Genomic DNA, 24,653 nt, shown 5'->3' with positions numbered 1-24,653 from the left:
GATCGCTGACGAGGAACGGGCCGGAGAGTTATTCGCTCTCCGGCCCTCTTCGTGTCAGTGGAACGAGCGCCAGAGATGGCCCGCGCCGTGCGAAATTTCTCCGCCGAGATAGCCTTGCACCAACAGCGCGCTGGCACACAGATACAGCAGCGCCTGATAGGGAACCGGATGTGTCGTCCGTCTGGCCGCAGCGAGCGCGATTAGCGCACCGGCAACGCCGAGGCCTGTGCCAAGCCAACGATGCCACTGCATCACATTGTCGCCGCCGAACCACAGCCCGGTATGGATCCAGCCGAACGCTGCGGTGATGACGGCGCCGATGCCGCCCGCTATCGCCATGATCCCCGCAGCATCGGCAAGCCGCTCGGACTTCCGTGCGGATGCCAAGGCCTGCACCAGAGCAGCGGCAATCAGCAGGCCGATGGGGAAGTGTGTCGTCGCCGGATGCAGGTTCTGGAGCAAGGCCCCGAAACTGGGTTCTGGCGAAGGCTCGGCTTGAGCAGGTTCGCTTGCGGTTGCGGTGTCAGCGGCATCGCCGGAGGGCGGCTGTGCCTCGGCCTGCGGCTCCGACTGCTCAACCTCTGGCTTGCCATGCACATGGCCTTCATGCGCCGAGGCAGGGGCAGCGAAGAGAAGGCACACGACTATTCCGAACAGGAGGATACGCATCGAAAGCCACTTAGCTCAGAGGAAATGAACCCCGGCTATCTGGGCGACGCAACACGCACTTACCAGCCAAACTCGACGAATGGCGTCAGCTTTTCGCCTTGGCAAACAGCTCCACCAATTCGCTGAATTTCACCCGCTGCTCGGCCTCGTCACCCGACGCGATGGCTTCTGCGACGCAGCACGCGGCGTGGTTCTTCAGGATTTCGGTCTCGGCACGCGAAAGGGCGGCCTTCACCGCCTGCATCTGTTGCAACACATCGATGCAATAACGTTCTTCCTCGACCATGCGCGAAATGCCGCGCACCTGCCCTTCGATCCGTTTGAGGCGGTTGAGGATTGCTTGCTTGTCAGCCATGCCAAAGTCCCGCTTGAATACCCTTGGGGGGTATATTAGGTGCGGCGGCGAGGAGATCAAGCGAATGTCCGTTCTAAAGCCGTCGCGTCGCCAGTTTATCGCCGGATCGGGTATGCTCGCCGCTGCCGGTCTCGCGATCCCCGCTTGGGCCAAAGGCGACCCACTCACCCATGCGCGTAACGGGTTTGGCGAGATTTCGGGCGAGGTGATCGACCTTGCCATTCGCAACCACCATTTCACCACCGGCAATCGCAGCGGGCACGCTTTCGCGGTCAACGGCACGGTGCCCGGCCCGCTCATTCGCTTGCGCGAAGGGCAGGATGTCACGCTCAACGTCACAAACCATCTGGATGAGGACAGCTCGATCCACTGGCACGGCCTGCTGCTGCCGTTCCAGTTTGACGGTGTTCCCGGCGTCAGCTTCCCCGGCATCCGCCCCGGCGAGACCTTCCAGTATCGCTTTCCTATCCGCCAGAACGGCACCTATTGGTGGCATTCGCATTCGGGCTTGCAGGAACAGGCGGGGCATTACGGCCCGCTGGTGATCGACGCGGCGGAGCCCGATCCGCGCTATGACCGCGACCTCGTCGTGCTGCTGAGCGAGTTTACCCCGCGCCACCCGCATGAGATTGCGCGAATGCTCGCGGTGGGCGAGCATTATTTCAACCGCCAGATGCAGACCGCGACCGATGGCACCATGAGCATGGAAGAGCGGCTGATGTGGGGCGGGATGCGGATGAACCCGCGCGACATCTCCGACGTCACCGGCGCGACCTACACCTATCTCATCAACGGCCACGGCCCTGCCGACGATCTGCAATTCGCCTTCAATGCCGGTGAGCGCATCCGCCTGCGGATTATCAACGGCTCGGCCATGACTTTCTTCAATGTCCGTATTCCCGGCGTGCCGATGCGGGTGATCGCCGCCGACGGGATCGATGTGGACGAGGTCGAGGTGGACGAGTTCCAGATCGGCGTGGCCGAGACCTATGACGTCATCGTGCGTCCGCCCGATGGCAGCCACGCGCTGGTGGCCGAGGCGATGGACCGCTCGGGCATGGGCGTTGCAAGCCTCACCTCGCACCAAGGCCACCGCGCCACCCCGCCGCCTTTGCGCGAGCCGGTGACGCTGACCATGGTCGATATGGGCATGGGATCTCATGGCGGCGGAATGGATCATGGTGCTGGTGGCCATGGTGCAGGCGGGCATGGTGCGCCTGGCGGCATGGACCACTCCGCCCACGGCGCGCCCGCCGCTGCTGCGGAGCCGATGGATCATGGCGGTATGGAGCACACTATGCGCGACACCTCGCTGCTGCCCGACAGCGTCGAGGTGAACGCGGGCGTCGATATGGTCGCGCCGATGCCTGTCGACCGGATGGACTTTCCCGGCCTCGGCCTCGACACGGTTTCGCACCGCGTGCTGCGCTACACCGATTTGCGCGCCAAACACGCCAATCCGCACCGAATGCCCACCCGCCAGCTGGAAATCCATCTCACCGGCAATATGGAACGCTATATGTGGTCGTTCGACGGGCGGCAGTTCAGCGCGGTGACCGACGACCCGATCCGCTTCGCCTATGACGAGCGGGTGCGGGTGAAGCTAGTCAACGACACGATGATGGCGCACCCGATCCATCTGCACGGCCATTTCTTCGAGCTGGTGAACGGTGCAGACCATATGCACCAGCCGCTGAAGCACACGGTTGTGGTGCAGCCGGGCAGCACGGCGACATTCGACCTCACCGCCAATGAGCCGGGCGACTGGGCGTTCCACTGCCATCTGCTCTATCATATGCACGCAGGGATGATGCAGGTTGTCACCGTGCGGCCCTTCCCAGACGAAGGGGACGCGTGATGCGCTGGCTATTGCTGGCAAGCGCCGCGCTGCTGAGCGCCCCCGCCGCCGCGCAGGATCATGGCGGGCATGAAGGGCATGGTGGCCACGAGGGCCATGGCGATCATGCTGGCCACTCCCCCGCACCCACTTCGCCCGAAGAGCCCGCAGCCGATGCGCACGCGGGCCATAATGCGGGTCACGGGGCGATGGACCATTCGCAAATGGATCATGGGTCCATGAACCATAATGCGATGGATCATTCCGCGCACGGCGCCGTGCCCGCAGATCCTGACATTCCGTTCGGCCCGCCCCCGCCCGAAGCCTTCTCCGGTCCGCAGCACGCCGCCGATGCCATCTGGGGCCGCGAGGCGATGGCCCCTGCACGACGCTACAACCACGCCATGCATGGCGACCAGCGCTTCGGCCTCGCCTTTGCCGAGCGGCTCGAAGTCCGGTTGGGCGGCGAGCATGACAAGTATCTGTGGGATGTGCAGGGCTGGTACGGCACCGCCACCAACCGCGTTTTTCTCAAAAGCGAAGGCGAAGGTGAATTTGGCGGATCGCTGGAAAGTGCCGAGGCGCAATTGCTGTGGAGCAACGCGATCGGCCCATGGTTCGATCTGCAAGCCGGGGTGCGGGTCGATGCCGCGCCCGATCCGACCGGCCATCTTGTGCTCGGCGTGCAAGGCCTGACGCCCTATATGATCCATGTCGATGCTGCCGCCTTCCTGTCCATCGAAGGCGACCTGACCGCGCGGGTCGAGGCCGAGCACGATATGCGCCTTACCCAGCAGCTCGTTTTGCAGCCGCGGGTCGAGGCAGAACTCTCGGCGCAGGACATTCCCGAACGCGGCGTGGGTGTCGGCCTCTCGAAGATCGAGGCCGGTCTCAGGCTCCGCTACGAATTCGTGCCCGAATTCGCGCCCTATATTGGCGTTGAATATGAAGCGGCGACCGGCCGCACGGCAGACTATCTGCGCGCCGAAGGGGAAGACGCGGACGGCATCGTTTTCCTGATCGGCCTGCGTACCTGGTTCTGACCTCCGCCATATTCATGGGAGCGGCGCTCCACCCAATTTATGCTAGGCACCGGCCCAGTCCTGAATTGCGGAGTGCGCCCCATGACCGACACACCATCGCCCGCGAAGACGCGGAACAACTGGTTGATCTACGGCCCGCTAATGCTGTTGACCGGAATTTGTGTCATCGCCGGAGCGCTGGCGGCTTATGGCCTCGTCACCGATTGGTTCGGCTATAGCGGCGGCAAGTCGGGCGTGTTCTATATCGGCGGCGCATTCGCCGGATATATGGTCACCGCTCCGCTGTGGACGCTTTACCGCCGATATTACCCCAAGGCTGATAGCGAGGCGGGCTAGAGTTTTCGTTTAGGGCAAAGAAAAAGGCGGAACCGGATCGCTCCGGCTCCGCCTTTTTTCGTATCAGGCCCGAGAATTTCCCGAGCCTGATTACCAGTCCGATTACTCCGGCCAGGTGACCGGATACTGGGTCTGCGGGTTGAAGGTTTCACCCATATCCGCATTTTCGGCAGCTTCGATTTCCTCGGCGGTGAGGAATTCGCTCGGCGTCAGCTCGAACACGTCGATGCCGCGTGCGATCTCGGTGCCGTAGATGCGGCCGTTATACCAGTAGACCGACCAGTAACCGCCCGTCTGCACCTGCGTGTCGCTCACTGGACCACGGTCAAAGTAAGCGATTTCGAACGGGTTGTCGGGGTCGGTGAAGTCGATCACCGACAGGCCGCCCTGATACCATGCCTGCACGAAGATATCGCGGCCCGGCACCGGAATGATCGAGCCGTTATGCGCGACGCAGTTTTCCAGCTCGCTTTGCACGCCGGGGATCTTGAAGGTCCCGCGACGCACCAGCTGGCCGTCTTCGATCGAGTAGAAGGCGTCGGCACCCCAGGTTTCGGGGTCGGTCGGCAGACAGCGCGGCGCGCCGCCGCCACCCCATTCGTCGGTGAACAGCACGACAGAACCGTCATTGTTGAAGGTGGCCGAGTGCCAATAGGCAAAGCCTTCATCGGTCACTGCGTCAATCCGGACGGGGTTATACGGATCGGAGATATCCATCAGGATACCGTTGCCCGAGCATGCGCCCGCCGCGAGATTCAGCGTCGGGAACACGGTGATGTCGTGACACTGGTCGGTCGGACGGGTCGACTGCGTATTCGGGCCGTGGTTACCGCCCTGCCACAGGCCGGCGATATTGCCTTCGTTATCGGCGAAAACGCGCGGGCTCGAAACGATGCGGGCATCGCGCGGATTGGCCAGCGGGATTTCGATCACGTCGATGCTGAACAGCGCGGTGCGTTCGTCCTGCGGGCCTGCATTGACGCAGGTTTCCAGCTCTTCCTGCGCGCGCACGCCGCCGGTGCCGGAATTGTAGACGAGAATACGCTCGTCATTCACATCGACCACCGAATGGGTGTGGCTGCCACGGCAGGTCTGGACGAGGCCGACCTGGCGCGGTGCGGTGATGTCCGAAATGTCGAAGATGCGCAGGCCGCGCAGACGCTTGTCCGAAACGCGCTCCTGCACGCCTTCGAGACCGCAATCGGTGCGCCCGCGGTTTTCCTCGACACTCATGATCAGGATGTCGCCGACAATCGAGATGTCGCCTTGGCCTCCGGGGCAAACCACCGAGCTGACGAGGTTGGGAATGCCGTTTTCGTCAAGGCGATAGGCGTTGAACCCGTGATAGCTGCCCGCCACCATCAGATCGCCCGAGAAAGCGATGTCGGTGTTGGCGAAGGAGAACGAGCTGCCCGTGGCGAAAACCGGGCGGTCATCGCCTTCAACGCTCGGCACGCTTTCGGGAAGCTCCGCACCTTCAGGATAGAAACCGGCAGGCTTGGGCTGGAAATGAACGTGCTCGAGATTGAGGATCGCTTCGCCCGCATCATAGACACCGGGCGAAAGGCCTTCGCGCGGATCGGTCATGGTGGAAAGCAGACGGCTCATCCGGTTGATCTCGAACGTCTGGTCATTCACCACATCGGCGGCGAAGCGTTCGAGGAAGGAGTCATTGCTCGAACCCGGTGCGGCGCGCAGCGTGTCGACCATAGTGATCGCACCCGCATGATGGGCAACCATCAGCTGCAGGAACAGGCGGTCAAACGCCGCGCCGTTCGATGCGGCAAGCTGCGCCATCTGCGCAGGGGTCGCCATGCCCGCCATGTTGGCATGCGCCGAATGGTCCATGCCGTGATGGCCAGAGTGATCCATGTTGGAATGGTCCATTCCCGCATGGTTCATAGCACCGGGGGCCACCGGCTGGCCGCGCTGGGTCAGCCAGTCGCTCATCAGGCCGATTTCCTGCTCCTGCGAGGTCAGGATGCGGCCGGCAATGCCACGGATCGCAGCATTATCGGTGCGGCCTTCCACCAGATTGGCCATGTCGACGGCCTGCTGGTGGTGCACGATCATGCCCTGCATGAATGCAACGTCGGCAGCGGTGAAGGTCGAATCTGCGATGGCAACCGCTTCGGAAGCGGTGAGCATCCGCGACTGGGCGCCCGGCTCTCCCGGCTGGATCAGCGAAGCGCTCTGGCCAAAGGCCGGCGCGGTGCTGGCCAGCAGCATGGCGCTCAGCGACAGCGGCGCAAGAAGGGAACGGCGTAGGATCATGGTATGGGTCTCTCCACAGGTAAGTCTGTCCCGCAACATCAAGCCGATAAGTTCGGCCCGCGTCAACACAATAAGGGCCGCAGGACAGGGAATGGGCCTGCTGCGACATAGTTGCACCATCGCAGAGCGCAGGAGAACCTGCGATGAACGTGTCACAATGGGCGACCGGAGGTGACATGTGGCGGGCTCGGGGCGGGCTCGGAGCGGGCGCGGGGCCGGCTCGGGGCGGGACGGTTTGCGGGCTATGTCGCTATGTGCGGATATAGGGGAAGGTCCGTAACTGCCTGCCAGCCATCGCAGCGCCCCGGATTACAAAAAAGACCTGATTTGCGTCCGATTCGGGTCATCAGGCTCAATACAGCCAAATTTTTGTGCGTTTCGTCGCGCCCTTATCGCCAGAGTTTACAATATTAATCATTTGCAAAGCATGTTTCCGGCAGAAAGATGATATGAAACTAACACGGCTCGCTCGCATTCTTTCTCCCATCGCGCTGGCAGTTGCAGCGATTTCGCCTGCGCAGGCGCAAAGCCAGTCGCATTCGCTGGCGCAATCGGGCGGGTTCGAGGCGGCGTTTGACCGCGCATTCGGCACCGAAGTGCGCGCGCCGCGCGATTTTACCCCTTCCTATTCGACACCGTTCGAAGCGCGCATCGCGCAGCTTGCCGATGGCAGCGAAGGGCGGATCGGAGTCGCGGCGCTCGATCTGTCGACGGGTAGGCAGATTTCCGTATATGGCGACCAGCGTTTTCCGCTCGCCAGCACCAGCAAAATCGCCATCGCTGCCGCCTATCTCGAAGGCGTGGATCAGGGCCGCTGGAGCCTGACGGCGGAATATCCGCTGCTCGTGCCGGTCAATTCGACGCCGCTCAGCAGCGCACGCGCGCCTGTCCGTCAGGGCGAGTATCTGCCCGCGCACGAACTTATTGACCTGATGATTACCCGCAGCTCCAATCCGGCGACCGACGCGCTGCTGGCAGCCATGGGCGGGGTTGAACCGGTCAATGACTGGATGCGCCGCGCGGGGATTACCGAATTCAGCCTCGACCGCGATATCGCCACGCTGGTGCGCGACAATCGCGAATTCGACGCGCGCCACTATATCGACCCGCGCGACAGCGCCACGCCTGAGGCGATGGTGCAATTGCTCGCCGGGATCTATCAGGGCCGCTGGCTCAGCCGTGAAAGCCGCCACATCATTATCGACGCGATGGAGCGTTGCCGCACCGGCACCACCCGCATTCCGGCGCTGATGCCTGCAGGCGTTACGGTGGCGCACAAGACCGGCACGCTGCACCGCGTTGCCAGCGATATCGGGATTATCACCGGGCCCGATGGCCGCACGATCGTCGTAGCGATCTATGTCACGGGTCAGAACTCGCCGACCGATCGCAATGCGCGCATCGCCAGCATCGCCCGCGCGCTGTACGACGGTTTCGCCGATGAAGCGCAGCGCGGTTATGGCACCCAGGGCAATTTCGGATATTCCGCCGCGCGTTGACGGCCGACCAGCACGCGGCGCTCTTTTTCCCCGTCATGCCGCTCTCGCAAAGCCCCCTCTGGACATAGAAAAAGGGCGCGGCCATCGCTGGCCACGCCCCTTTCGTAATCGGTAAGAACCGGCTGAAATTACTCAGCAGCTTCTTCCATTGCGCCTTCAGCAGCGTCGGTAGCTTCTTCAACAGCAGCGCCGGCTTCTTCGCCAGCAGCTTCCATGGTGTCAGCAGCTTCTTCAGCGCCAGCTTCCATGGTGTCAGCAGCTTCGTCAGCAACCGATTCCATGTCAGCAGCGGTTTCTTCAACAGCAGCTTCGGTTTCAGCAGCTTCTTCTGCACAAGCAGCGAGGGTGAGAGCGCCAGCAGCAGCGGCAGCAACGAGAACGATCTTACGCATAGGATGAACCCCTTAATTGCGATAATGATGAGAACGGAACCCCCGGTCTCAAGCCAGACTTCCCGCCCAGCTCACTGCCCAAATAATGCCACATTTGGGCAAGCGCAAGAGGAATGTGGCACAATTGGGGCAAAAAAATGCCGGGACGGTCACGGGATTCGCGGCTGACCCAAGGAAAATGGCGTGCTAGCAGGCCATTATGGCGGACAAGCAGCATCTCTATCTGGTCGATGGATCAGCCTATATTTTCAGGGCGTATCACCGGCTCCCCCCTTTGACGAACCCCGAAGGCACCCCGGTAGGCGCGGTTTACGGTTACACCACCATGCTGTGGAAGCTGGCGGATGATCTCGACAAGGCCGACGGGCCGACGCATCTTTCTGTTATCCTTGATAAATCCTCCAAATCCTTCCGCAACGACATTTATGCCGAATACAAGGCGAATCGCCCGCCGCCGCCCGAAGACCTCGTCCCGCAATTCCCGCTAATTCGCGACGCGACTCGCGCCTTCTCGTTGCCGCTGATCGAGGAACCCGATGTCGAAGCGGACGATATGATCGCCTCCTACGCGCTCGCCGCGCAGGCGGAGGGCTTCGACGTCACTATTGTTTCCTCCGACAAGGATCTGATGCAGCTGGTCGGCGAGAAAGACGGTGCGCGCATCGATATGCTCGACACGATGAAGGATGCGCGCATCTACATCCCCGAGGTCGAGGAAAAATTCGGCGTCCCGCCTGCTTTGGTGGGCGATGTCCTCGCGTTGATGGGCGACAGCGTAGACAATGTGCCTGGCATTTACGGCGTGGGGCCCAAGACCGCGTCGAAACTGATCGCGGAGAACGGCTCACTCGCCGCTGCGCTTGATGCGGCTCCGGACATGAAGCCATCCAAGCTCAAGGAGCGGCTGCTCGAAGGGCGCGAGGCGGCAGAGCTGAGCCGTGTGCTGGTGGAGCTGAGAAGCGATTGCCCGCTGCCTATCGCGCTCAATGAAATGAAGCTGGACGGCATTCCGCCCGAACCGCTGGCCGAATTTCTGCAAACGCATGGCTTCAATTCGCTGCTCAAGCGGCTGGAAGCAGGCACCGGCAGTCCGGTGCGCGCCAATAATCTCAACCCCGCCAAGGCCGACACCAAAGGCGAAGCGCACGCACCCGCAGGCAATGTGCAGCCACTGCCAGAAATGCCCGACATTGACCGCTCGGCCTATGAGACGGTGCAGACGATCGAGCGGCTGGAGCACTGGATCGCCCGCGCCCGTGCCGCACATTCGGTTGCGGTGGATACCGAAACTTCCAGCCTCGATGCCATTTCCGCAGATCTGGTTGGGGTGAGCCTCGCGCTCGGCCCGAACGATGCCTGCTACATTCCGCTGGGCCATGGCGGGAGCGATATGTTCGCCGAAAAGCCCCAGCAGATCGACCGCGCCGCCGCCATAGCTGCGCTCAAACCGCTGCTGGAAAGCGAAGCGGTGGTGAAAATCGGACAGAACATCAAATACGATATCAACGTGCTCGCCCGCCACGGCATTGCTGTCAGCCCGGTCGATGACACGATGATTATGAGCTTTGATCTCGATGCTGGCCGCAGCCAAGACGGGATCGGCGGCGGGCACGGCATGGACGAGCTTTCCGAACGCCATCTCGGTCACAGCCCGCTCAAGTTCAAAGACATTTGCGGCACCGGCAAGAAGGCGATTCCCTTTGGCGAAGTGCCATTGGACAAAGCCACCCAATACGCCGCCGAGGATGCCGATGTGACATGGCGGCTCCACGCGCATCTCGCCCGCCGGATGCCCGATGAAGGCGCGGTGCGGATTTACCAGCGGGTCGACCGCCCGCTGATCCCGGTGGTCGCGCGGATGGAGCGCGAAGGCATCAAGGTCGACCGCGCCGAACTTGCGCGCCTGTCCGAAACCTTTGCCGAAACGATCGCCGCGCTGGAAAAGGACATCCACGCCGAAGCAGGCACAGAATTCACCATCGGCAGCCCCAAGCAATTGGGCGAAGTGCTGTTCGACACGCTCGGCTACAAGGGCGGCAAGAAAGGCAAGAGCGGGCAGTATTCGACCGACCAGAGCGTGCTCGAACGCCTTGCAGGCGAAGGCGCGCCGATTGCCAACAAGGTGCTCGAATGGCGCCAGCTCTCCAAGCTCAAGAGCACCTATACAGACGCTTTGCAGGAAGCGATCAACCCCGACACGGGGCGCGTGCACACCAGCTACAGCCTTGTCGGCGCGCAGACCGGACGATTGTCCTCCACCGATCCCAATTTGCAGAACATCCCGATCCGCACCGAGATCGGGCGGCAGATCCGCAAGGCCTTTGTGCCCGAGGAAGGCAATGTCCTGCTCGCCGCCGACTACAGCCAGATCGAACTGCGCCTCGCTGCGCATATGGCCGATGTGCCCCAGTTGAAAGAAGCCTTCGCGAACGGCGAGGACATCCACTCGCGCACCGCAAAGGAAATGTATGGCGAAGTGACCCGCGACACCCGCGCGGCGGCGAAGACGATCAATTTCGCCATTCTCTACGGCATTTCGCGCTGGGGCCTCGCCACCCGCCTCGGTATCGAAGCGGACGAGGCGCAGGCCAAGATCGACACCTATTTCCAGCGTTTCCCCGGCATCCAGGCCTACATCCACTCCACTTTGGAAAGCGTGCGGGCGAAGGGCTATTCGGAGACTTTGTTCGGGCGCAAGACATGGTTCCCGCGCATCAATGCGAAGAACCAGATGGAGCGGCAAGGCAGCGAGCGTGCCGCGATCAACGCGCCGATCCAGGGCACCAGCGCCGATATCATCAAGCGCGCCATGGTGCGGATGCTCCCCGCGCTGGAGGCGGAAGGCCTCGGCAATGTGCGGATGCTGCTGCAAGTGCACGACGAACTGGTGTTTGAATTGCCCGAAGGCGATGTCGCCGCCGCCAGCCCCGTGATCGAGCGGGTGATGGCGGAGGCCGCGCTGCCTGCGGTGGAACTCTCGGTGCCGCTGGGGATTGAGATCGGGACAGGCGCCAGCTGGGACGCGGCGCATTGATGTGACCCGGCAGCAGCCGGGCGCTTGAAGGATTTGCCTGATGTACCGTTTCGATCCGCGCAACTGGAGCATACAGTGGGAGGAATTGGGCGTTGCTACGGTCGCGCTCATCCTCGCGGTGCTGGTCGCATACGCCGCCTTCCGCATCATCTATGCGGTGGTGCTGCGGATTGCGCGGCAGTCCGAAAACCAGGCCGACGACCTGATCCTCACGCGTATCCGCAATCCCATAAAATGGTCGGCCATCGCTATCGCGGTCACACTCGTGGCACAAGCCGTGCCCGCGCTGGAACAGGTGTGGGAGCCGGTTGCCACGCTTATCCGCCCGCTGCTGCTTGGCTGGATCGCCTACGCGGCCGTGCGCGCCTTTACCGCCGTGCTGGAATACCGGCTGGATGCCTCTGCCGATCCCGTCGCCACGCGCAGCCGCCGCACGCGCATCGCCATCCTCTCGCGCACCGCGACGGTGGCGATCATCGTCATTACCGTGGGGCTGGTGCTGTTCACCATTCCGGCGGTGAAGAATATCGGCGCGACGCTGCTCGCCTCTGCCGGTCTTGCCGCTTTGGCCGTTGGTGCGGCGGCGCAGCCTGCCTTGAAATCGCTGATCGCCGGAATGCAAATCGCCATTACCGAGCCGCTGCGGCTGGGCGATCTGGTGGTGATCGACGGACATACGGGCCGGGTGGAGGAAATCCACATGGCCTATCTGATCGTGCGCACGTGGGACGAACGCGCAGTGATCGTGCCGACTGCACAAGTGCTGGAGCAGAGCTTCGAGAACTGGTCACGGCGGAACGAAAAACTGACCGGGCCGGTCTTCCTGCATCTTGATCCGGCAGCCGACATCGCGCCGATCCGCGCCGAGGTGGAGCGCTTCGTCACCGCGCATCCGCTGTGGGACGGGCGCACGGTGCAGACGCTGATGACCGAAGCCTATCCGGAAAGCGTGCAACTGCGTTTGTCGGTCAGCTCGGCCACGATCGGAGATCTGTTCACGCTGCGCTGCGAACTGCGCGAGCATATGCTCGACTGGCTGCGCGCAAATCTCCCCGATGCACTGATCCGCCACCGGCTGGAGGTTCCCGGCGGGCACCCGAAAGCGGATGAAGCGGGGGGGAATATTTGATTTGTTGCGAGGCCGCATCCGCGACCTCGTCCTCGCTAGACGCGCTCCGCTACGCTTCGCGCCCGCTGCGGTCGCCCGTTCGGGCTCTGTCGGCTGCTAGTCGCAGCCGATTTCAACTCTGCGCCATCGAAGATCGCGAGTAAAACGAGCGACCGAGCGCACAGCGCGACCCGCAGGTGCCGCGCAGCCGGAACGAAGTCCCGGCGGAGCGAATAGCACCGAGGACGGCACGCGCGGATGCGCGGGCTGAAACAAACTAATGCTTCGAATCCCGGGTGCTTTCCACCATTCCGTCGGTGATGAAGCCGATCGGGCGGACTTCGGCGGCGCGTTTCTTCAGCTCGCCTTTCATCTTCTTGTATTCGACTTCCATCTGCGGCGTCACGGTCGCGCGGCTGTCTTCCATCGCCTCCTCGAAATCGGCCTTGGTGACGTTTTCGGGCGCTCCGTCCGAACGGCGGATGGCGACAAGGCCGGCACGGCGCACCACGTCTTCCAGATCGGCGCCGGTGAAGCGTTCGGCCTTTGCGGCAATCGCCGCCAGATCGACATCCTTGGCGAGCGGCATATTCTTGGTGTGGATCTTCAGAATATGCTCGCGCCCCGCAGCATCGGGCGGGCCGACATAGACCAGCTCGTCAAACCGGCCGGGGCGCAGCAGCGCGGGATCGACCAGCGCCGGGCGGTTGGTCGCGCCGATCACGACGATGGAGGAAAGCTCCTCCATCCCGTCCATTTCGGCGAGGATCGTATTGACCACGCGCGCGGTGACCTGCGGTTCGCTGGCGCCCGAACCGCGTGCGGGCACTAGCGAGTCGATCTCGTCGATGAACACCACGCAAGGCGCAACAGCGCGCGCGCGGGCGAACATCTTGGCGATCTGCTGCTCGCTTTCGCCATACCACTTGGAAAGCAGGTCCGAGCTTTTCATCGAGATGAAATTCGCCTCCGCTTCCTTCGCCACCGCTTTTGCCAGCAAGGTCTTACCGGTGCCGGGCGGGCCGTAAAGCAGGAATCCCTTGGCTGGACGGATGCCCAGCCGGTCAAACGCCTGCGGGTTTTTCAGTGGCAGCTCGACGCCTTCTTTCAACTTGTCGATAGCGTCATCGAGCCCGCCCAGATCGCTCCAGCTCACCGTGGGTGCCTGCACCATCACTTCGCGCATGGCGGAAGGTTGCACGCGCTTCAGCGCCTCGCGGAAGTCAGACTTCTCGACGCATAGTTCGTCCAGCACTTCGGCGGGAATTTCCCGCGCTTCGAGATCGAGCCTGGGCATGATCCGTCGGACGGCTTCAATCGCCGCCTCGCGGGTGAGCGCGGCCAGATCGGCGCCAACAAAGCCGTGGGTGGAGCGCGCCAATTCCATCAGCTCGACCCCCTCGCCCAGCGGCATTCCGCGCGTGTGGATGGCAAGAATTTCGCGGCGGCCATTATCGTCGGGAACGCCGACCACAATTTCGCGGTCGAACCGGCCGGGGCGGCGTAAAGCCTCGTCAATTGCATCGGGCCGGTTGGTGGCGGCGATCACCACCACATTGGCGCGCGATTGCAACCCGTCCATCAGCGTAAGCAGTTGCGCGACCAGCCGCTTTTCCGCCTCGCCCTGCGTGCGTTCGCGCTTGGGCGTTATCGAATCGATTTCGTCGATAAAGATGATCGCGGGCTGGCTTTTCTCGGCTTCCTCAAACACCTCGCGCAGCCGCTTTTCGCTTTCGCCATAGGCGCTGCCCATGATCTCTGGGCCATTGATAATGAAGAATTCGGCATCGCTCTCGTTCGCCACCGCCTGCGCCAGCCGGGTTTTGCCGGTGCCGGGCGGGCCGTGCAGCAGCACGCCCTTGGGCGGATCGACGCCGAGGCGGGTGAACAGCTCGGGATAGCGCAACGGCAGCTCGACCATTTCCTGCAGCGCCTTGATCGTATCGTCCATGCCGCCGACATCGTCGTAATTGATCATGCCGCGCGCATCGCGGGGTTCTTCGAATTCGGCGCGCAGTTCGACTTCGGTATCCTCGTCGATATGCACGATGCCCTTGGGGCTGGTGCTGACGACTTGCAGGCGGATTTGCGTCAACGCATAGGCGGGCGCGTTGAACATCCGGCGCACTTCGGGTGGCACATTCTGCACCGGTTGCTGGCCATGCGTGGCGACCAGATCGCCCGCGACCACCGGCTTTTTGAAAAAGACGCGCTTCAGCGCCTCGGTCGGGCCTTGCAGGCGCATTTCCTTGCGCGCGGGAGCAAACACGACGCGGGTCGCGGGCTTGCTTTGCGCGCGGCGGACGATGACGTGCTCGCCCGAGGCGGTTTCGGCATTGCCGCGCTGCAAGCCATCCAGACGGATAACGTCGAGCGCCTCGTCCTCGTCATAGGCGGGCAGCGCCAGCGCCACCGTGGCGCGTTTGCCGGTGATCTCTACCGCATCGCCTTCGGTAATGCCCAGCGTCTGGAACGCGCTGCGCGGCATCCGCACGACGCCCCTGCCCGATTCCTCCTGCCGCGCGGCGGCGACCTGCAATCTCGCTTCGCCAGCTTCCAGACCTGCGGCGTCATCCTTGGCCATGCGGCAACATTCCTCTCGCGTTCTAATCTGCGGCAGGAGTTAGGTGGCGGGCGGAACGATTGCAAATGTCCATTCGGCCCTCGCGGCAACGTCTCCGCGCCGGGGCAAGAAAAAAGGCCCGGTTGGATAAGCCAACCGGGCCTGAAAAGTTTTGGGAGAGGATGCCTGAAAGGCAGGGAGAGATATGCTTTGACCCAGATCATTTCGCAAGTGCGAAATGAGCAATGCGAGTTGCATCGAATGCAATCGAAGTCTTAGTTGATGTTTTATAACCATTTTAAAATGCCATTTTTCCTGACATCGCTGTCATTTTCGGCGGACCGTTTGCCAATCACAGCAAAATGTTGCAGCGCAACGCGCGCTTTGCCGGTTATCGCGCCGGGGTGACAGGCCGTGCCCGAGCCTTTATCTGCTGCCAGCGATGACCGCACCATTTGTTTGTAAGGACATGACCCATGCAGAAGCTCTTTCCCGATGCCGCCTCCGCCCTTGACGGGCTGCTGAAAGACGGCCTGTTTATCGCATCGGGCGGGTTCGGCCTGTGCGGCATTCCCGAACGGCTGCTCGATGCGATCCAGGCGAGCGGGGTGAAGAACCTGACCTTCGCCAGCAACAATGCCGGCATCGACAATGAAGGCATCGGCAAGCTGCTGCGCACCAAGCAGGTTTCCAAAATGATCTCCAGCTATGTCGGCGAGAACAAGGAGTTCGAGCGGCAGTATCTGGCGGGCGAGCTGGAAGTCGAATTCTGCCCGCAAGGCACTTTGGCCGAACGGATGCGCGCTGGCGGTGCGGGCATTCCGGGCTTCTACACCAAGACCGGTGTCGGCACGCAGGTCGCCGAAGGCAAGGAAGTGAAGCAGTTCGACACCGGAAGCGGTCCGGAGGATTATATCCTCGAAAAGGGTATTTTCGCCGACCTCTCGATCGTCAAGGCATGGAAAGCGGACGAGACGGGCAATCTCGTCTTCCGCAAGACCGCGCGCAATTTCAACCAGCCCGCCGCCACCTGCGGCAGGGTCTGCGTGGTAGAAGTCGAGGAAGTGGTGCCCGCCGGTTCGCTCGATCCCGACTCCATCCACCTCCCCGGCGTCTTCGTCCAGCGCATGATCGTGGGCGCGCCGTATGACAAGAAGATCGAATTCACGACCACCCGCGAGCGCGAGGCGGCGTAACCCTTGCGCATCGCCCGCCCTGCCCTTGCGCTCGCCAGCGCCGCCTTCCTACAAGGCTGCGTGCTGGCGGCTGCGGCGATTCCGCTGGCGGCGGGCGGGGTGATGGCGTCCAACGCGGTGTTTGGCGAGCGCACGTTGCAGGCGCTGGTGGAAGGCACCGACCGCGATGTGGACGATGTCGATGTCGGCGATTTGCCGGGCTACACCATTATCACCGCCAGCGAACTGCCCGCACCCACACTTCCTGTACCCTCGATCGGCCCCTATGGCGATCTGCGGGTCTTTGCCGAGGCGGCACTGCCGCAGAGCGAGGACCAATCGCTCGAAGGCAGTTTCTCCGCCCTGCTCGCCAATCCCAGCGCGGTGCAGCCGACCCGCGCGCGCTGCGAGGCAGGCATTCCCGCCGTGCTGATCGATCTCGATCCCGAAGGCGGGCTGATGCCTTTGGACGCGCCGCGCCTCTCCGATCCGCAACTGCGCGCGGTGGTCAGCCATTTGCGCGGGCGCAATATCGCGATTGCGTGGATGACCGACCGCGAGCCGACCGATGCCGCGCGGGTGCGCGATATTCTGGAGGCGACCGGGCTCGACCCCTCGCGCCGCGACCCGCTGTTCGTGATGCGCTTCCCCGGCGAAGAGAAGCAGCGCCGCCGCCGCGCTTTGCTCGAAACCCACTGCGTCATCGCCATGGCGGGCGACACACGCAGCGATTTCGACGATCTGTTCCTGTTCCTCCGCGACCCCGCCGCTGCCGAAGCGCTCGACCCGATGCTCGGCTCCAGCTGGTTCCTCATTCCCAATCCCGTCAATTGAAGGATTACCGCTCGTGCCCAATGCCTGGACCGTAGAAAAGCTATCCGCGAGATCGAGCGCGGACATTCTCAAGCTCTATCGAAACGCAAAGACCCGTTTCGATGCGATACGAGATCCGGAAGCTCAGCGATTGATGGAGCTGATTGTCGACAATGATCTCCTCCGTGATCCCGGTGGGGGCTTGCCGCACGATCATCCTCTAATGCTCGAGATCGAGGCAATATGCGGTGAACCGGAGGCCATCGAAGAAGCTTTAGCCGCCGCCGAGAAAGGACTGCCACCCCTTTCAGGCATGGAACATCGCCTGGTTGAAGCTCTGGGGAAGAACTACGGGATGTATTACACGACCCATCACGCCGGCTATTGGATCGCGACACACATGCTTGAGCGAGGCTGGGAAAAAGGCCCGCAGCGACCTATGCCTTCGGGCTGTGTCGCCAAGAGCGCAACTACTTTCGTAAAAAGGAAGAAATAGAATGCCCTGGACCCGCGATGAAATGGCCGCCCGCGCCGCCAAGGAGCTGCAAGACGGCTACTACGTCAATCTCGGCATCGGCATTCCCACGCTGGTGGCGAACCATATTCCTGAAGGAATGCAGGTGACGCTGCAGAGCGAGAACGGGATGCTGGGCATCGGGCCGTTCCCTTATCCCGACGAAGTGGATGCCGACCTCATCAATGCGGGCAAGCAGACGATCAGCGAGCTGCCGCACAGCGCCTATTTCGACAGCGCCACCAGCTTCGGCATGATCCGCGGCGGACATATCGACCTGACGGTATTGGGCGCGATGGAAGTGGCGCAGAACGGCGACATCGCCAACTGGATGATCCCGGGCAAGATGGTGAAGGGCATGGGCGGCGCGATGGATCTGGTCGCGGGCGTCAAGAAGATCATCGTGGTGATGGAACACACCAGCAAACATGGTGACCCCAAATTCATCCCCGAATGCACGCTGCCGCTGACCGGCACCAATGTCGTCGACATGATCATCACCGATCTCGCCGTGTTCCACCGGCCCGACCATGACAGCCCGTTCCGGCTGATCGAAATGGCCCCAGGTGTCACGGCCGAGGAAGTGGCGGCGAAGACCACCGCGCACTACGTCAGCTAGGACCTCTGCCGCCGGTAAAGCCTTGTAAAGCGCGGTGGCGTTCCCATCACAGGTTCAGCGCAGAGTCAGTGAAGAGTGTGGATAGGGCGCGCCAATCCGTGTGCTGCGTGTCGCAGCCAAGTTTTGACCGGCAACAGGTGGAACCGACATGATTTCTTTCAAACGCTTCGCGCGTGGCAAGACAGTTCTGGCGGCAGCAGCAGTTCTCGGCGCGATGAGCGTCAGCGTGCCCGCCGCCGCGCAATATGCCCGCGTCATCAGCAACGATATGGGCGAATGCGCGGCTGGCGAAGGCCCCGCCGTGCGGGTGACGATCACCGGCCTGCGATCTTCGCGCGGCAATCTGTTCGTGCGCACCTACAATGCGACCGATCGCGACTGGCTGCGCAGCCAGCGTTATCTCACCCGCCTCGATGCGCGCCCGCGCCAGGGCAGCATGACAGTGTGCGTGCCGCTCGATTCGACCGGCCGCTACGCCATCGCCGTGCAGCATGACGAGAACGGCAACCGCGAAGTCGATTATTCGACCGACGGCGTGGGCATGTCGAACAATCCGCGCGTTGGCAGCTTCCTCGGCATCCCGACACCGCCGGGCGTTGACCGCACCGGCTTTAACGCGGGCAGCGGTGTGACCCGCATCACGATCAATATGCAATACCGCGACTGATGCGCGTCGCCGCCAGTCCCGGCTCGACATGGCTCGTGGCGGGAGGGTGGCTGTCGCTTGCCGCTTCGGCGCTGCACGTGGCGTGCATTGTCGGCGGCGAGGAATGGTACCGCTTTTTCGGCGCGGGCGAGCAAATCGCGATGGCAGCGGCGCGCGGTGCGCTCTGGCCGCATCTCATGACACTGGGCATCGCCGCGATCCTCGCCATCTGGGCGCTCTTCGCCTTTTCCGGCGCGGGCCGCTTCGCCCGCCTGCCGCTGCTGCGCACCGGATTGGTGGCGATTTCGGCGATCTATCTGGTGCGCGGTTTCGGACTCATTCCGCTGCACCTCTGGCGACCCGAATTGACCGACGCCTTTACCCTCTGGTCATCGCTGATCGTGATGGTCTACGGCATTGCCTATGGCGTGGGCGCATGGAAGGCATGGCCCGCTATGTCGGCAAGGAGCGCTGCATGACCTACACGCTGATCACCGCGAACCGGAACTATTCGAGCTGGTCGCTGCGGCCCTGGGTGCTGATGCAGGCGCTGGGCATTCGCTTCACCGACCGGCTGGAGCCGTTCACCCAGTCGGTGAATTACAAAGCCTTCCGCGCTTTCTCCCCCACCGGGCAAGTGCCCGTCCTGATCGACGGCGAGCGGACGGTGTGGGACTCGCTCGGCATCGTGCTTTATCTCGCGGAACGGCATGACGGCATCTGGCCAAAGGACGAGGCCGCGCGCGCCTTTGCCATGTGCGGTGTGGCGGAGATGCATGGCGGCTTCTCGGCGCTCAGGAACCAGTGCCCGATGAATGTCGGCGTGCGGGTCAAAATGGCACCGCATGATGCGGCGCTGCGCAAGGATGTGGCGCGGATCACCGAATTGTTCACCCAAGGTCTGGAGAGCTTCGGCGGCCCGTGGCTCGCTGGCGCGGAGTTCACCGCGATGGACGCCTTCTACGCCCCCGTCGCCTTCCGCATCCGCACCCACGGACTCGATGTCGGCGCGGCGCAGAAATGGGTCGACCACATCCTCGCCCACCCCGCCATGCAGCAATGGGAGCAAGAGGCGCTGGCCGAGACTTGGCGCGAGGAAAGCCACGAAGCCGAGGTCGGCGCGACCGGCGAAATCGTGGCGGATTATCGGGCGGCCTGATGACACGGTTCCGGCCGCTGCTCCTTACTCTATTGTTGGCGGGTGTCGGCATTGGGGCGTGGCAAAGTGGACTTTGGGCGAGCAGCGCGCACACCTATTCCGCCGTAGGGCGCTATTCGGTGTACCAAACGCGGGATTGTATCAGGCACAGAACAGGAAATGCATTCGGCAACATTGAGGGTTCGCTTGCCGCAAACAGAGATGGCGGACGCATCCTCGTCTCGTCTGGCGGTCACCAAATCATCATTCTGCCCTCGGTCGGAGCGGGGACAAGAATCCGCGTCATTTCCGAAGCACCACTGTCAGACGAGCAGTTGGCAGCCGTGCAGCATTGCAGCTGAAAACCTTCAACGCCCAGCCGTATCGGTTTTCACCCAGGCCAGCATCCGCTTCCAGGTCGGTTTGCCGTCATTGAGCAGGCTCGCGCGGAACAGGCGGCCGAGCAGTTTAAGTTCCAGCCAGATGAACGCCACCAGCAGCACGATGGTGCCGATGATCTCCCATGTCGCCACGCCGCTCCCCAAGCGGGCGAGCATTGCGAAGGGGGTGTAGAGCGGGATCCAGGACAGGATCACCGCCACCGGCTCGTTCGGGCCTTTCAGCGCCGCCTGCATCACAACCAGCACGGGGATCATGATGAGGAAAATCACCGGCGTGAGATAGCTCTGCGCGTCCTGCATACTCTCGCTGATCGCGCCGATGGCGAGGAACAGCATGGCAAGCACGATATAGCCGCCGAGGAAGTAGAGGATCATTGCGGTGATCAGCAGCGGATCGTCCAAAGCCTCCAGCGAGGGGCGCAAGACATCGGCGGCAAAGCCTTCGAAATAGAGCGCGGCAACAGCGGCAGTGCCTGCCCATGTCAACACGATCACAAGACCGACAGCGCCCAGCCCCAATAGCTTGCCCTGCATCAAGGTGTCGGGCTTCACGCAGGCGAGCACGCTTTCAACCAGCTTGTTCGACCGCTCCTCGACCACGCCTTGCAGCATCAGCGAGCCGGTGGTCACCGCTGTGATCAGCAACAGGTAAACGAGGCCGATGGGAACGATGGAGCGGGTCGCCACCAGATTGCGTCCGCCGCCGGGTGGAGGCTCGATCACCGATACGGGCGCCTGCATCGCGCCGATACCGCTCGCCACCGCCGGGTCGATCCCTTGCGAGGAATAGGCGTCACCGCGCACCGCCTCGTCAAGCAAGTCACGGAAATGGCGGATCAGGCTCGTGTTCGAACGGCCATTGGTAAAGATGCGCGCCTCGGCCCCCGGATCTCCGAAATTGGCTGGGATGACCAGCACCGCGCCATAGGGCAGGCGGCGGTCTTCGTAAGCGATATCCTCCTCCAAAGCCGAGAGCAGGCTGGCCGAGGGTTCGTTCCCGCTCGCCGGAATCTCCACGCCATCGGGCAGCGGCACGCGGACATAGAAAGGGTCTTCGATATCGTAGGGCGGGACATTGTCGGCGAGCTGCGGCTCCAGCGCCTCGACCGCCGCTTCCGCACCGCCCATGTCGATGAAGCGCTGCACTTCGGCCGGATTGAGCCACGCCTGACGGTTGGCCCATGGTGCATCGCCCGCCGCGTCTTCCAGGTTCCACTTCTCGACATATTCCGCCAGATCGCGGAGCATTTGCTGCTGGTAGCCAAGATCAACCCGCGCCTCGATCACTTCGTCAAAGCGTCCGCTTTCGTCGATCACGGTGTAGGCGGTTGTGTCTTCGGGCGCGAGCTGCTTGCTGGCAAAGCCCGAAATGGCGAGCGCGATAGGCACCGCTGCGAGCATGATCCAGAAGCCCTTGGTGGCCATGACCTGACGGATTTCGCGCTGGGCGACGAGCAGGATGTTTCTCATTTTTCGATCTCCTGATCGGCACCGACAAAGTGGATGAAGACCTCGTGCAGGCTGGGCGTCTGCACGTCGAAACTGCGCAGGCCAAAGCCGTTGGCGGTGCATTGTTCGAGCAGTGCCTCGGGCGCCATGCCCTGTTCCAGCTCGACCGAATAGCTTTGCCAGCCATCGGAAGCATCGCCTTGCGCCTGCGCCTTGGTAACACCCGCCAGCGTTGCAGGGTCAGCTTTCGCCGTCAGTGTCAAACGGCTGGGGAGCGCGGCGCGCGCTTCTTCCTGCGTGCCGTCAAACCGCTTCGTGCCCTTGGCGAGCATCAGCAGGCTGTCGCACAAACGCTCGGCGTGCTGCATCACATGGGTGGAGAAAATCACCGTCGCCCCGCCCTTGGCGGCATCGGCGATCAGCTCTTCGAGCATTGCCTGATTGACCGGATCGAGGCCAGAAAACGGCTCGTCGAGCATCAGCAGCTTGGGCGAATTCACCAGCGCGGTTGCCACCTGCACTTTTTGCGCGAGACCTTTCGAAAGCTTCTCGATAGGCGATTTGGCGCGGTCCGCCATGTCGAGCCGCTCGAGCAGCGCCATCGCCGCTGTCTTCGCTTCGGCCGGTTCCATCTGCTTCAGCCGCGCGAAATAGACGATCGTGTCGAGCACGCTCATCTTCTTATAGAGCCCGCGCTCTTCGGGAAGGAAGCCGATTTCCGCCGCATTCTCGCGGCTGGGGGCAACGCCCAGCACTTCGATGCTGCCGCTGGTGGGGGAGAGGATATCGAGCGCCATGCGCAGGCTCGTCGTCTTCCCCGCGCCATTGCCGCCGAGAAAGCCGAAAATGCTCCCTTGCGGGATGCTGAAACTCAGATTGTCGACCGCGGTAAAGTCACCAAAACGCTTGGTCACGCCGTCGAACGCCATGGCGGCTGCTGTCATGGATGCGATGCTCCCCAAAGATCACAAGGACTTGATAGCAGATGGGGCAGGCGGTCAAGACCGCAATGACCAAGCGCCGATGATAGTTGACAAAGCGCATCATTCCTGTATTTCTGAAATTACAGAAATTGAGAAAGGCGGCACCGAGTCGTGGCAAAGGCAGCAGTAATCGACATTCCGGAGGCGCGCGCCTTTATCCTCCATTGGGGGGAAATGGGCAGCCATTGGGGCGTCAACCGCTCGGTCAGCCAAGTGCACGCGCTGCTCTATCTCAGCAAGGATCCGATGCACGCGGAGGATATTTGCGAGACTTTGGGCCTTGCGCGCAGCAACGTCTCGACCGCGCTGAAGGAGCTGCAAAGCTACGGCATTGTCAGCCGCACCCACATTATCGGCGACCGGCGCGACCATTTCACTGCCGAGCTCGACCTGTGGGATATGCTCATGAAGATCGTGGTGGAGCGCAAGAAGCGCGAGATCGACCCGACGATCCAGACGCTGTCCGATCTCACCGACCAACTCGCCGCGCGCGATGATGTGCCCGAGCACGTGCGCGAGCGGATCGGGCGAATGCACCAGTTCCTCGGTACGCTGGGCGGCTGGTATGACGACGTCCGCCGCCTGCCCCGCCCGACGCTGGTCGCGCTGATGAAAATGGGCGGCAAAGTCGCCCGCTTCATCCCCGTCCGCAGCCAAAGCGGCGGGACGAAGCACTAAGGCCCCGATAGACCAGAGGTGACGCCATGAGCCAAGAGACACGCCCAGATATTTCGGAAATTACTGAAGATACAGGCAGTGGAAAGGACTGGGATGTTCGCGCGTTCTTTTCTTCCATTCTCCGCGCCAGCTTGGCGGGGAGCGCCGCTCTGATGGTTCTATTCATGGTGACTACCGACATTCACCCTGTCGAGGGCTTCATTCCCGTCTTCCTTATTGCAGTGATTTTCGCTGGCTTCATCGCGTTTTGCGGAATGGTCGCTCTTGCCTTGCCGCTGACGGCAATCTTGGTGCGAGCTGAATTCGAGAACCGCCTCAACTACGCTATCGCTGGTGCGTTATTGGGCTTGTTTGCGAATTACCTGATGTTCGACATCGGGCAGTTTGGCGCGCGAGATAATTGGATATTCACACTGGCTGGTGGTTTCGCAGGCCTCGCAGCAGGTTATCGCTGGGGACGCTGGCGGCAAACAGTGGCGCGCCGAAAGGCCGAAGCCGCAGCGAGCGCCAAAACCCCCAACCCCATTCACGATCTCATCTACTGAGCCCCTCCAAACCCAAGGAGAATACAAATGATCGAAGTCAGCTATTTCGCCTATCTTATCATCGCCATCGGCATGACCGGCTGGGTCGCGCGGACGCTCAGCGTGAATGGCGAGGTGTTTCTGATCGACTGCTTCGGGCATGACGAAGTGCTCGCGCGCAGCACCAACCACTTGCTCGTGGTGGGGTTCTACCTCGTCAATATCGGCTTCATCCTGCTGACGATCAGCCTCGGCACCGATCCGACCACCTATGCCGAAGCGATCCGCTTCGTCGCCACCAAGGTCGGCCTCGCCGTGCTGGTGCTGGGCTGCTGGCACTTCTTCAATATGCGCGCCATCGCGCTCTACGGCCGCAAGGTCGGCCACTGGGTGCGCGAGAACAAGGCGGAGCTCACCAGCAAGGCCTGAGCCTAACCTACACAGCCAAGGCAGCGCAGCCGCAAAATCAAATAGGCGCTCACAGAGGCACGGAGGCACAGAGGGAGATTCCGACCCCTCTGTGCCTTTGTGCCTCTGTGAGCGCAAATATTGACAGTGCCTACGGCACGAGGACGCGCAAGATCTTCGTGCCCTTTGTGTCTT

At 62.4% G+C, this 24,653-nt stretch carries 24 protein-coding genes; 17 read left to right on the top strand and 7 right to left on the bottom strand.

Annotated elements, in window-relative coordinates; all coding sequences use genetic code 11:
• Positions 1 to 54: 54 nt before the first annotated feature.
• Positions 55 to 669, bottom strand: a complete 615-nt coding sequence (locus ACS0VV_RS00670; RefSeq protein WP_483530824.1) for a DUF2231 domain-containing protein — start codon at positions 667 to 669, stop codon at positions 55 to 57.
• 85 nt (positions 670 to 754) lie between these two features.
• The gene (locus tag ACS0VV_RS00665; RefSeq protein WP_483530823.1) at positions 755 to 1,024 is read right to left on the bottom strand and encodes a metal-sensitive transcriptional regulator; all 270 of its coding nucleotides are present in this window, start codon (positions 1,022 to 1,024) and stop codon (positions 755 to 757) included.
• Positions 1,025 to 1,088: 64 nt separating this feature from the next.
• Here ACS0VV_RS00665 and ACS0VV_RS00660 point away from each other — a divergent pair, with 64 nt between their 5' ends.
• The 3 genes from ACS0VV_RS00660 (at position 1,089) to ACS0VV_RS00650 (ending at position 4,240) form a co-directional block, all read left to right on the top strand.
• Positions 1,089 to 2,882, top strand: a complete 1,794-nt coding sequence (locus ACS0VV_RS00660; RefSeq protein WP_483530822.1) for a copper resistance system multicopper oxidase — start codon at positions 1,089 to 1,091, stop codon at positions 2,880 to 2,882.
• A complete protein-coding gene (locus ACS0VV_RS00655) occupies positions 2,882 to 3,904 on the top strand; it encodes a copper resistance protein B (protein ID WP_483530821.1) in 1,023 nt (340 codons plus the stop codon). The genes ACS0VV_RS00660 and ACS0VV_RS00655 overlap by 1 nt, the downstream gene beginning before the upstream one ends.
• A gap of 81 nt (positions 3,905 to 3,985) precedes the next feature.
• On the top strand, positions 3,986 to 4,240 hold the full coding sequence (locus ACS0VV_RS00650; RefSeq protein WP_483530820.1) for a hypothetical protein: 255 nt from the start codon (positions 3,986 to 3,988) through the stop codon (positions 4,238 to 4,240).
• A gap of 102 nt (positions 4,241 to 4,342) precedes the next feature.
• Here the strand turns inward: ACS0VV_RS00650 and ACS0VV_RS00645 are convergent, their stop codons facing one another.
• Positions 4,343 to 6,514, bottom strand: coding sequence for a DUF305 domain-containing protein (locus tag ACS0VV_RS00645; protein WP_483530819.1), 2,172 nt, complete (start codon positions 6,512 to 6,514; stop codon positions 4,343 to 4,345).
• A 449-nt stretch (positions 6,515 to 6,963) separates the two neighbouring features.
• Between ACS0VV_RS00645 and ACS0VV_RS00640 the strand changes: the two genes are divergently transcribed.
• Positions 6,964 to 8,013 (top strand): serine hydrolase, encoded by a 1,050-nt coding sequence (locus ACS0VV_RS00640; RefSeq protein WP_483530818.1) that lies wholly within the window; start codon positions 6,964 to 6,966, stop codon positions 8,011 to 8,013.
• Between the two features lie 128 nt (positions 8,014 to 8,141).
• Here ACS0VV_RS00640 and ACS0VV_RS00635 read toward each other — a convergent pair whose 3' ends face one another.
• Positions 8,142 to 8,405: a hypothetical protein gene (locus tag ACS0VV_RS00635; protein WP_483530817.1), complete on the bottom strand. Its 264-nt coding sequence runs from the start codon at positions 8,403 to 8,405 to the stop codon at positions 8,142 to 8,144.
• A 199-nt stretch (positions 8,406 to 8,604) separates the two neighbouring features.
• On the opposite strand from ACS0VV_RS00635, the gene polA reads away from it, so the two are divergent.
• Positions 8,605 to 11,439, top strand: coding sequence for a DNA polymerase I (gene polA / locus ACS0VV_RS00630; protein WP_483530816.1), 2,835 nt, complete (start codon positions 8,605 to 8,607; stop codon positions 11,437 to 11,439).
• Between the two features lie 40 nt (positions 11,440 to 11,479).
• Positions 11,480 to 12,568, top strand: a complete 1,089-nt coding sequence (locus ACS0VV_RS00625) for a mechanosensitive ion channel family protein (RefSeq protein ID WP_483530815.1) — start codon at positions 11,480 to 11,482, stop codon at positions 12,566 to 12,568.
• Between the two features lie 256 nt (positions 12,569 to 12,824).
• On the opposite strand, the gene ACS0VV_RS00620 is transcribed toward ACS0VV_RS00625, so the two are convergent.
• Entirely contained in the window at positions 12,825 to 15,131 is a 2,307-nt protein-coding gene (locus ACS0VV_RS00620) for a CDC48 family AAA ATPase (RefSeq protein ID WP_483530814.1), read from the bottom strand.
• A gap of 455 nt (positions 15,132 to 15,586) precedes the next feature.
• Here ACS0VV_RS00620 and ACS0VV_RS00615 point away from each other — a divergent pair, with 455 nt between their 5' ends.
• From ACS0VV_RS00615 to ACS0VV_RS00585, 7 genes are all read left to right on the top strand, one after another.
• Positions 15,587 to 16,306, top strand: coding sequence for a CoA transferase subunit A (locus ACS0VV_RS00615; protein ID WP_483530813.1), 720 nt, complete (start codon positions 15,587 to 15,589; stop codon positions 16,304 to 16,306).
• A 3-nt stretch (positions 16,307 to 16,309) separates the two neighbouring features.
• Positions 16,310 to 17,119, top strand: a complete 810-nt coding sequence (locus ACS0VV_RS00610) for a hypothetical protein (protein ID WP_483530812.1) — start codon at positions 16,310 to 16,312, stop codon at positions 17,117 to 17,119.
• Between the two features lie 13 nt (positions 17,120 to 17,132).
• Positions 17,133 to 17,594 (top strand): hypothetical protein, encoded by a 462-nt coding sequence (locus ACS0VV_RS00605; protein WP_483530811.1) that lies wholly within the window; start codon positions 17,133 to 17,135, stop codon positions 17,592 to 17,594.
• Between the two features lies 1 nt (position 17,595).
• Positions 17,596 to 18,231, top strand: a complete 636-nt coding sequence (locus ACS0VV_RS00600; protein ID WP_483530810.1) for a CoA transferase subunit B — start codon at positions 17,596 to 17,598, stop codon at positions 18,229 to 18,231.
• A gap of 148 nt (positions 18,232 to 18,379) precedes the next feature.
• A complete protein-coding gene (locus ACS0VV_RS00595; protein WP_483530809.1) occupies positions 18,380 to 18,898 on the top strand; it encodes a DUF2141 domain-containing protein in 519 nt (172 codons plus the stop codon).
• The gene (locus ACS0VV_RS00590) at positions 18,898 to 19,356 is read left to right on the top strand and encodes a hypothetical protein (protein WP_483530808.1); all 459 of its coding nucleotides are present in this window, start codon (positions 18,898 to 18,900) and stop codon (positions 19,354 to 19,356) included. Before ACS0VV_RS00595 ends, ACS0VV_RS00590 begins: the two co-directional genes overlap by 1 nt.
• Positions 19,353 to 20,036 carry a glutathione S-transferase family protein gene (locus ACS0VV_RS00585; RefSeq protein WP_483530807.1) on the top strand — a complete coding sequence of 228 codons (684 nt, stop codon included), beginning with the start codon at positions 19,353 to 19,355 and terminating at the stop codon, positions 20,034 to 20,036. Before ACS0VV_RS00590 ends, ACS0VV_RS00585 begins: the two co-directional genes overlap by 4 nt.
• 347 nt (positions 20,037 to 20,383) lie before the next feature.
• On the opposite strand, the gene ACS0VV_RS00580 is transcribed toward ACS0VV_RS00585, so the two are convergent.
• Entirely contained in the window at positions 20,384 to 21,886 is a 1,503-nt protein-coding gene (locus ACS0VV_RS00580; protein ID WP_483530806.1) for an ABC transporter permease, read from the bottom strand.
• Positions 21,883 to 22,809 (bottom strand): ABC transporter ATP-binding protein, encoded by a 927-nt coding sequence (locus ACS0VV_RS00575; protein WP_483530805.1) that lies wholly within the window; start codon positions 22,807 to 22,809, stop codon positions 21,883 to 21,885. The genes ACS0VV_RS00580 and ACS0VV_RS00575 overlap by 4 nt, the downstream gene beginning before the upstream one ends.
• On the opposite strand from ACS0VV_RS00575, the gene ACS0VV_RS00570 reads away from it, so the two are divergent.
• From ACS0VV_RS00570 to ACS0VV_RS00555, 4 genes are read left to right on the top strand one after another with little or no spacing between them, the layout of a single operon-like run.
• Complete coding sequence (locus ACS0VV_RS00570; protein ID WP_483530804.1) at positions 22,808 to 22,978, top strand: hypothetical protein; 171 nt, start codon at positions 22,808 to 22,810, stop codon at positions 22,976 to 22,978. The genes ACS0VV_RS00575 and ACS0VV_RS00570 overlap by 2 nt on opposite strands.
• Entirely contained in the window at positions 22,960 to 23,526 is a 567-nt protein-coding gene (locus ACS0VV_RS00565) for a GbsR/MarR family transcriptional regulator (protein WP_483530803.1), read from the top strand. Before ACS0VV_RS00570 ends, ACS0VV_RS00565 begins: the two co-directional genes overlap by 19 nt.
• Positions 23,527 to 23,552: 26 nt before the next feature.
• Complete coding sequence (locus ACS0VV_RS00560; RefSeq protein ID WP_483530802.1) at positions 23,553 to 24,071, top strand: hypothetical protein; 519 nt, start codon at positions 23,553 to 23,555, stop codon at positions 24,069 to 24,071.
• Between the two features lie 27 nt (positions 24,072 to 24,098).
• Positions 24,099 to 24,479, top strand: a complete 381-nt coding sequence (locus tag ACS0VV_RS00555) for a hypothetical protein (protein WP_483530801.1) — start codon at positions 24,099 to 24,101, stop codon at positions 24,477 to 24,479.
• Positions 24,480 to 24,653: the final 174 nt, after the last annotated feature.

This window comes from Aurantiacibacter sp. KMU-128 (assembly GCF_056933515.1).
This window is presented reverse-complemented; position numbering and strand designations above follow the sequence as displayed.

Excerpts from the sequence above, each read along its gene's own strand:
- ACS0VV_RS00595 (WP_483530809.1), top strand. The coding sequence starts at position 18,380 with ATGATTTCTTTCAAACGCTTCGCGCGTGGCAAGACAGTTCTGGCGGCA.
- ACS0VV_RS00670 (WP_483530824.1), bottom strand. The coding sequence starts at position 669 with ATGCGTATCCTCCTGTTCGGAATAGTCGTGTGCCTTCTCTTCGCTGCC.
- ACS0VV_RS00660 (WP_483530822.1), top strand. The coding sequence starts at position 1,089 with ATGTCCGTTCTAAAGCCGTCGCGTCGCCAGTTTATCGCCGGATCGGGT.
- ACS0VV_RS00615 (WP_483530813.1), top strand. The coding sequence starts at position 15,587 with ATGCAGAAGCTCTTTCCCGATGCCGCCTCCGCCCTTGACGGGCTGCTG.
- ACS0VV_RS00580 (WP_483530806.1), bottom strand. The coding sequence starts at position 21,886 with ATGAGAAACATCCTGCTCGTCGCCCAGCGCGAAATCCGTCAGGTCATG.
- ACS0VV_RS00560 (WP_483530802.1), top strand. The coding sequence starts at position 23,553 with ATGAGCCAAGAGACACGCCCAGATATTTCGGAAATTACTGAAGATACA.
- ACS0VV_RS00575 (WP_483530805.1), bottom strand. The coding sequence starts at position 22,809 with ATGACAGCAGCCGCCATGGCGTTCGACGGCGTGACCAAGCGTTTTGGT.
- ACS0VV_RS00600 (WP_483530810.1), top strand. The coding sequence starts at position 17,596 with ATGCCCTGGACCCGCGATGAAATGGCCGCCCGCGCCGCCAAGGAGCTG.
- ACS0VV_RS00570 (WP_483530804.1), top strand. The coding sequence starts at position 22,808 with ATGGATGCGATGCTCCCCAAAGATCACAAGGACTTGATAGCAGATGGG.
- polA (WP_483530816.1), top strand. The coding sequence starts at position 8,605 with ATGGCGGACAAGCAGCATCTCTATCTGGTCGATGGATCAGCCTATATT.
- ACS0VV_RS00650 (WP_483530820.1), top strand. The coding sequence starts at position 3,986 with ATGACCGACACACCATCGCCCGCGAAGACGCGGAACAACTGGTTGATC.
- ACS0VV_RS00640 (WP_483530818.1), top strand. The coding sequence starts at position 6,964 with ATGAAACTAACACGGCTCGCTCGCATTCTTTCTCCCATCGCGCTGGCA.
- ACS0VV_RS00645 (WP_483530819.1), bottom strand. The coding sequence starts at position 6,514 with ATGATCCTACGCCGTTCCCTTCTTGCGCCGCTGTCGCTGAGCGCCATG.
- ACS0VV_RS00625 (WP_483530815.1), top strand. The coding sequence starts at position 11,480 with ATGTACCGTTTCGATCCGCGCAACTGGAGCATACAGTGGGAGGAATTG.
- ACS0VV_RS00620 (WP_483530814.1), bottom strand. The coding sequence starts at position 15,131 with ATGGCCAAGGATGACGCCGCAGGTCTGGAAGCTGGCGAAGCGAGATTG.
- ACS0VV_RS00635 (WP_483530817.1), bottom strand. The coding sequence starts at position 8,405 with ATGCGTAAGATCGTTCTCGTTGCTGCCGCTGCTGCTGGCGCTCTCACC.
- ACS0VV_RS00585 (WP_483530807.1), top strand. The coding sequence starts at position 19,353 with ATGACCTACACGCTGATCACCGCGAACCGGAACTATTCGAGCTGGTCG.
- ACS0VV_RS00655 (WP_483530821.1), top strand. The coding sequence starts at position 2,882 with ATGCGCTGGCTATTGCTGGCAAGCGCCGCGCTGCTGAGCGCCCCCGCC.
- ACS0VV_RS00590 (WP_483530808.1), top strand. The coding sequence starts at position 18,898 with ATGCGCGTCGCCGCCAGTCCCGGCTCGACATGGCTCGTGGCGGGAGGG.
- ACS0VV_RS00665 (WP_483530823.1), bottom strand. The coding sequence starts at position 1,024 with ATGGCTGACAAGCAAGCAATCCTCAACCGCCTCAAACGGATCGAAGGG.
- ACS0VV_RS00555 (WP_483530801.1), top strand. The coding sequence starts at position 24,099 with ATGATCGAAGTCAGCTATTTCGCCTATCTTATCATCGCCATCGGCATG.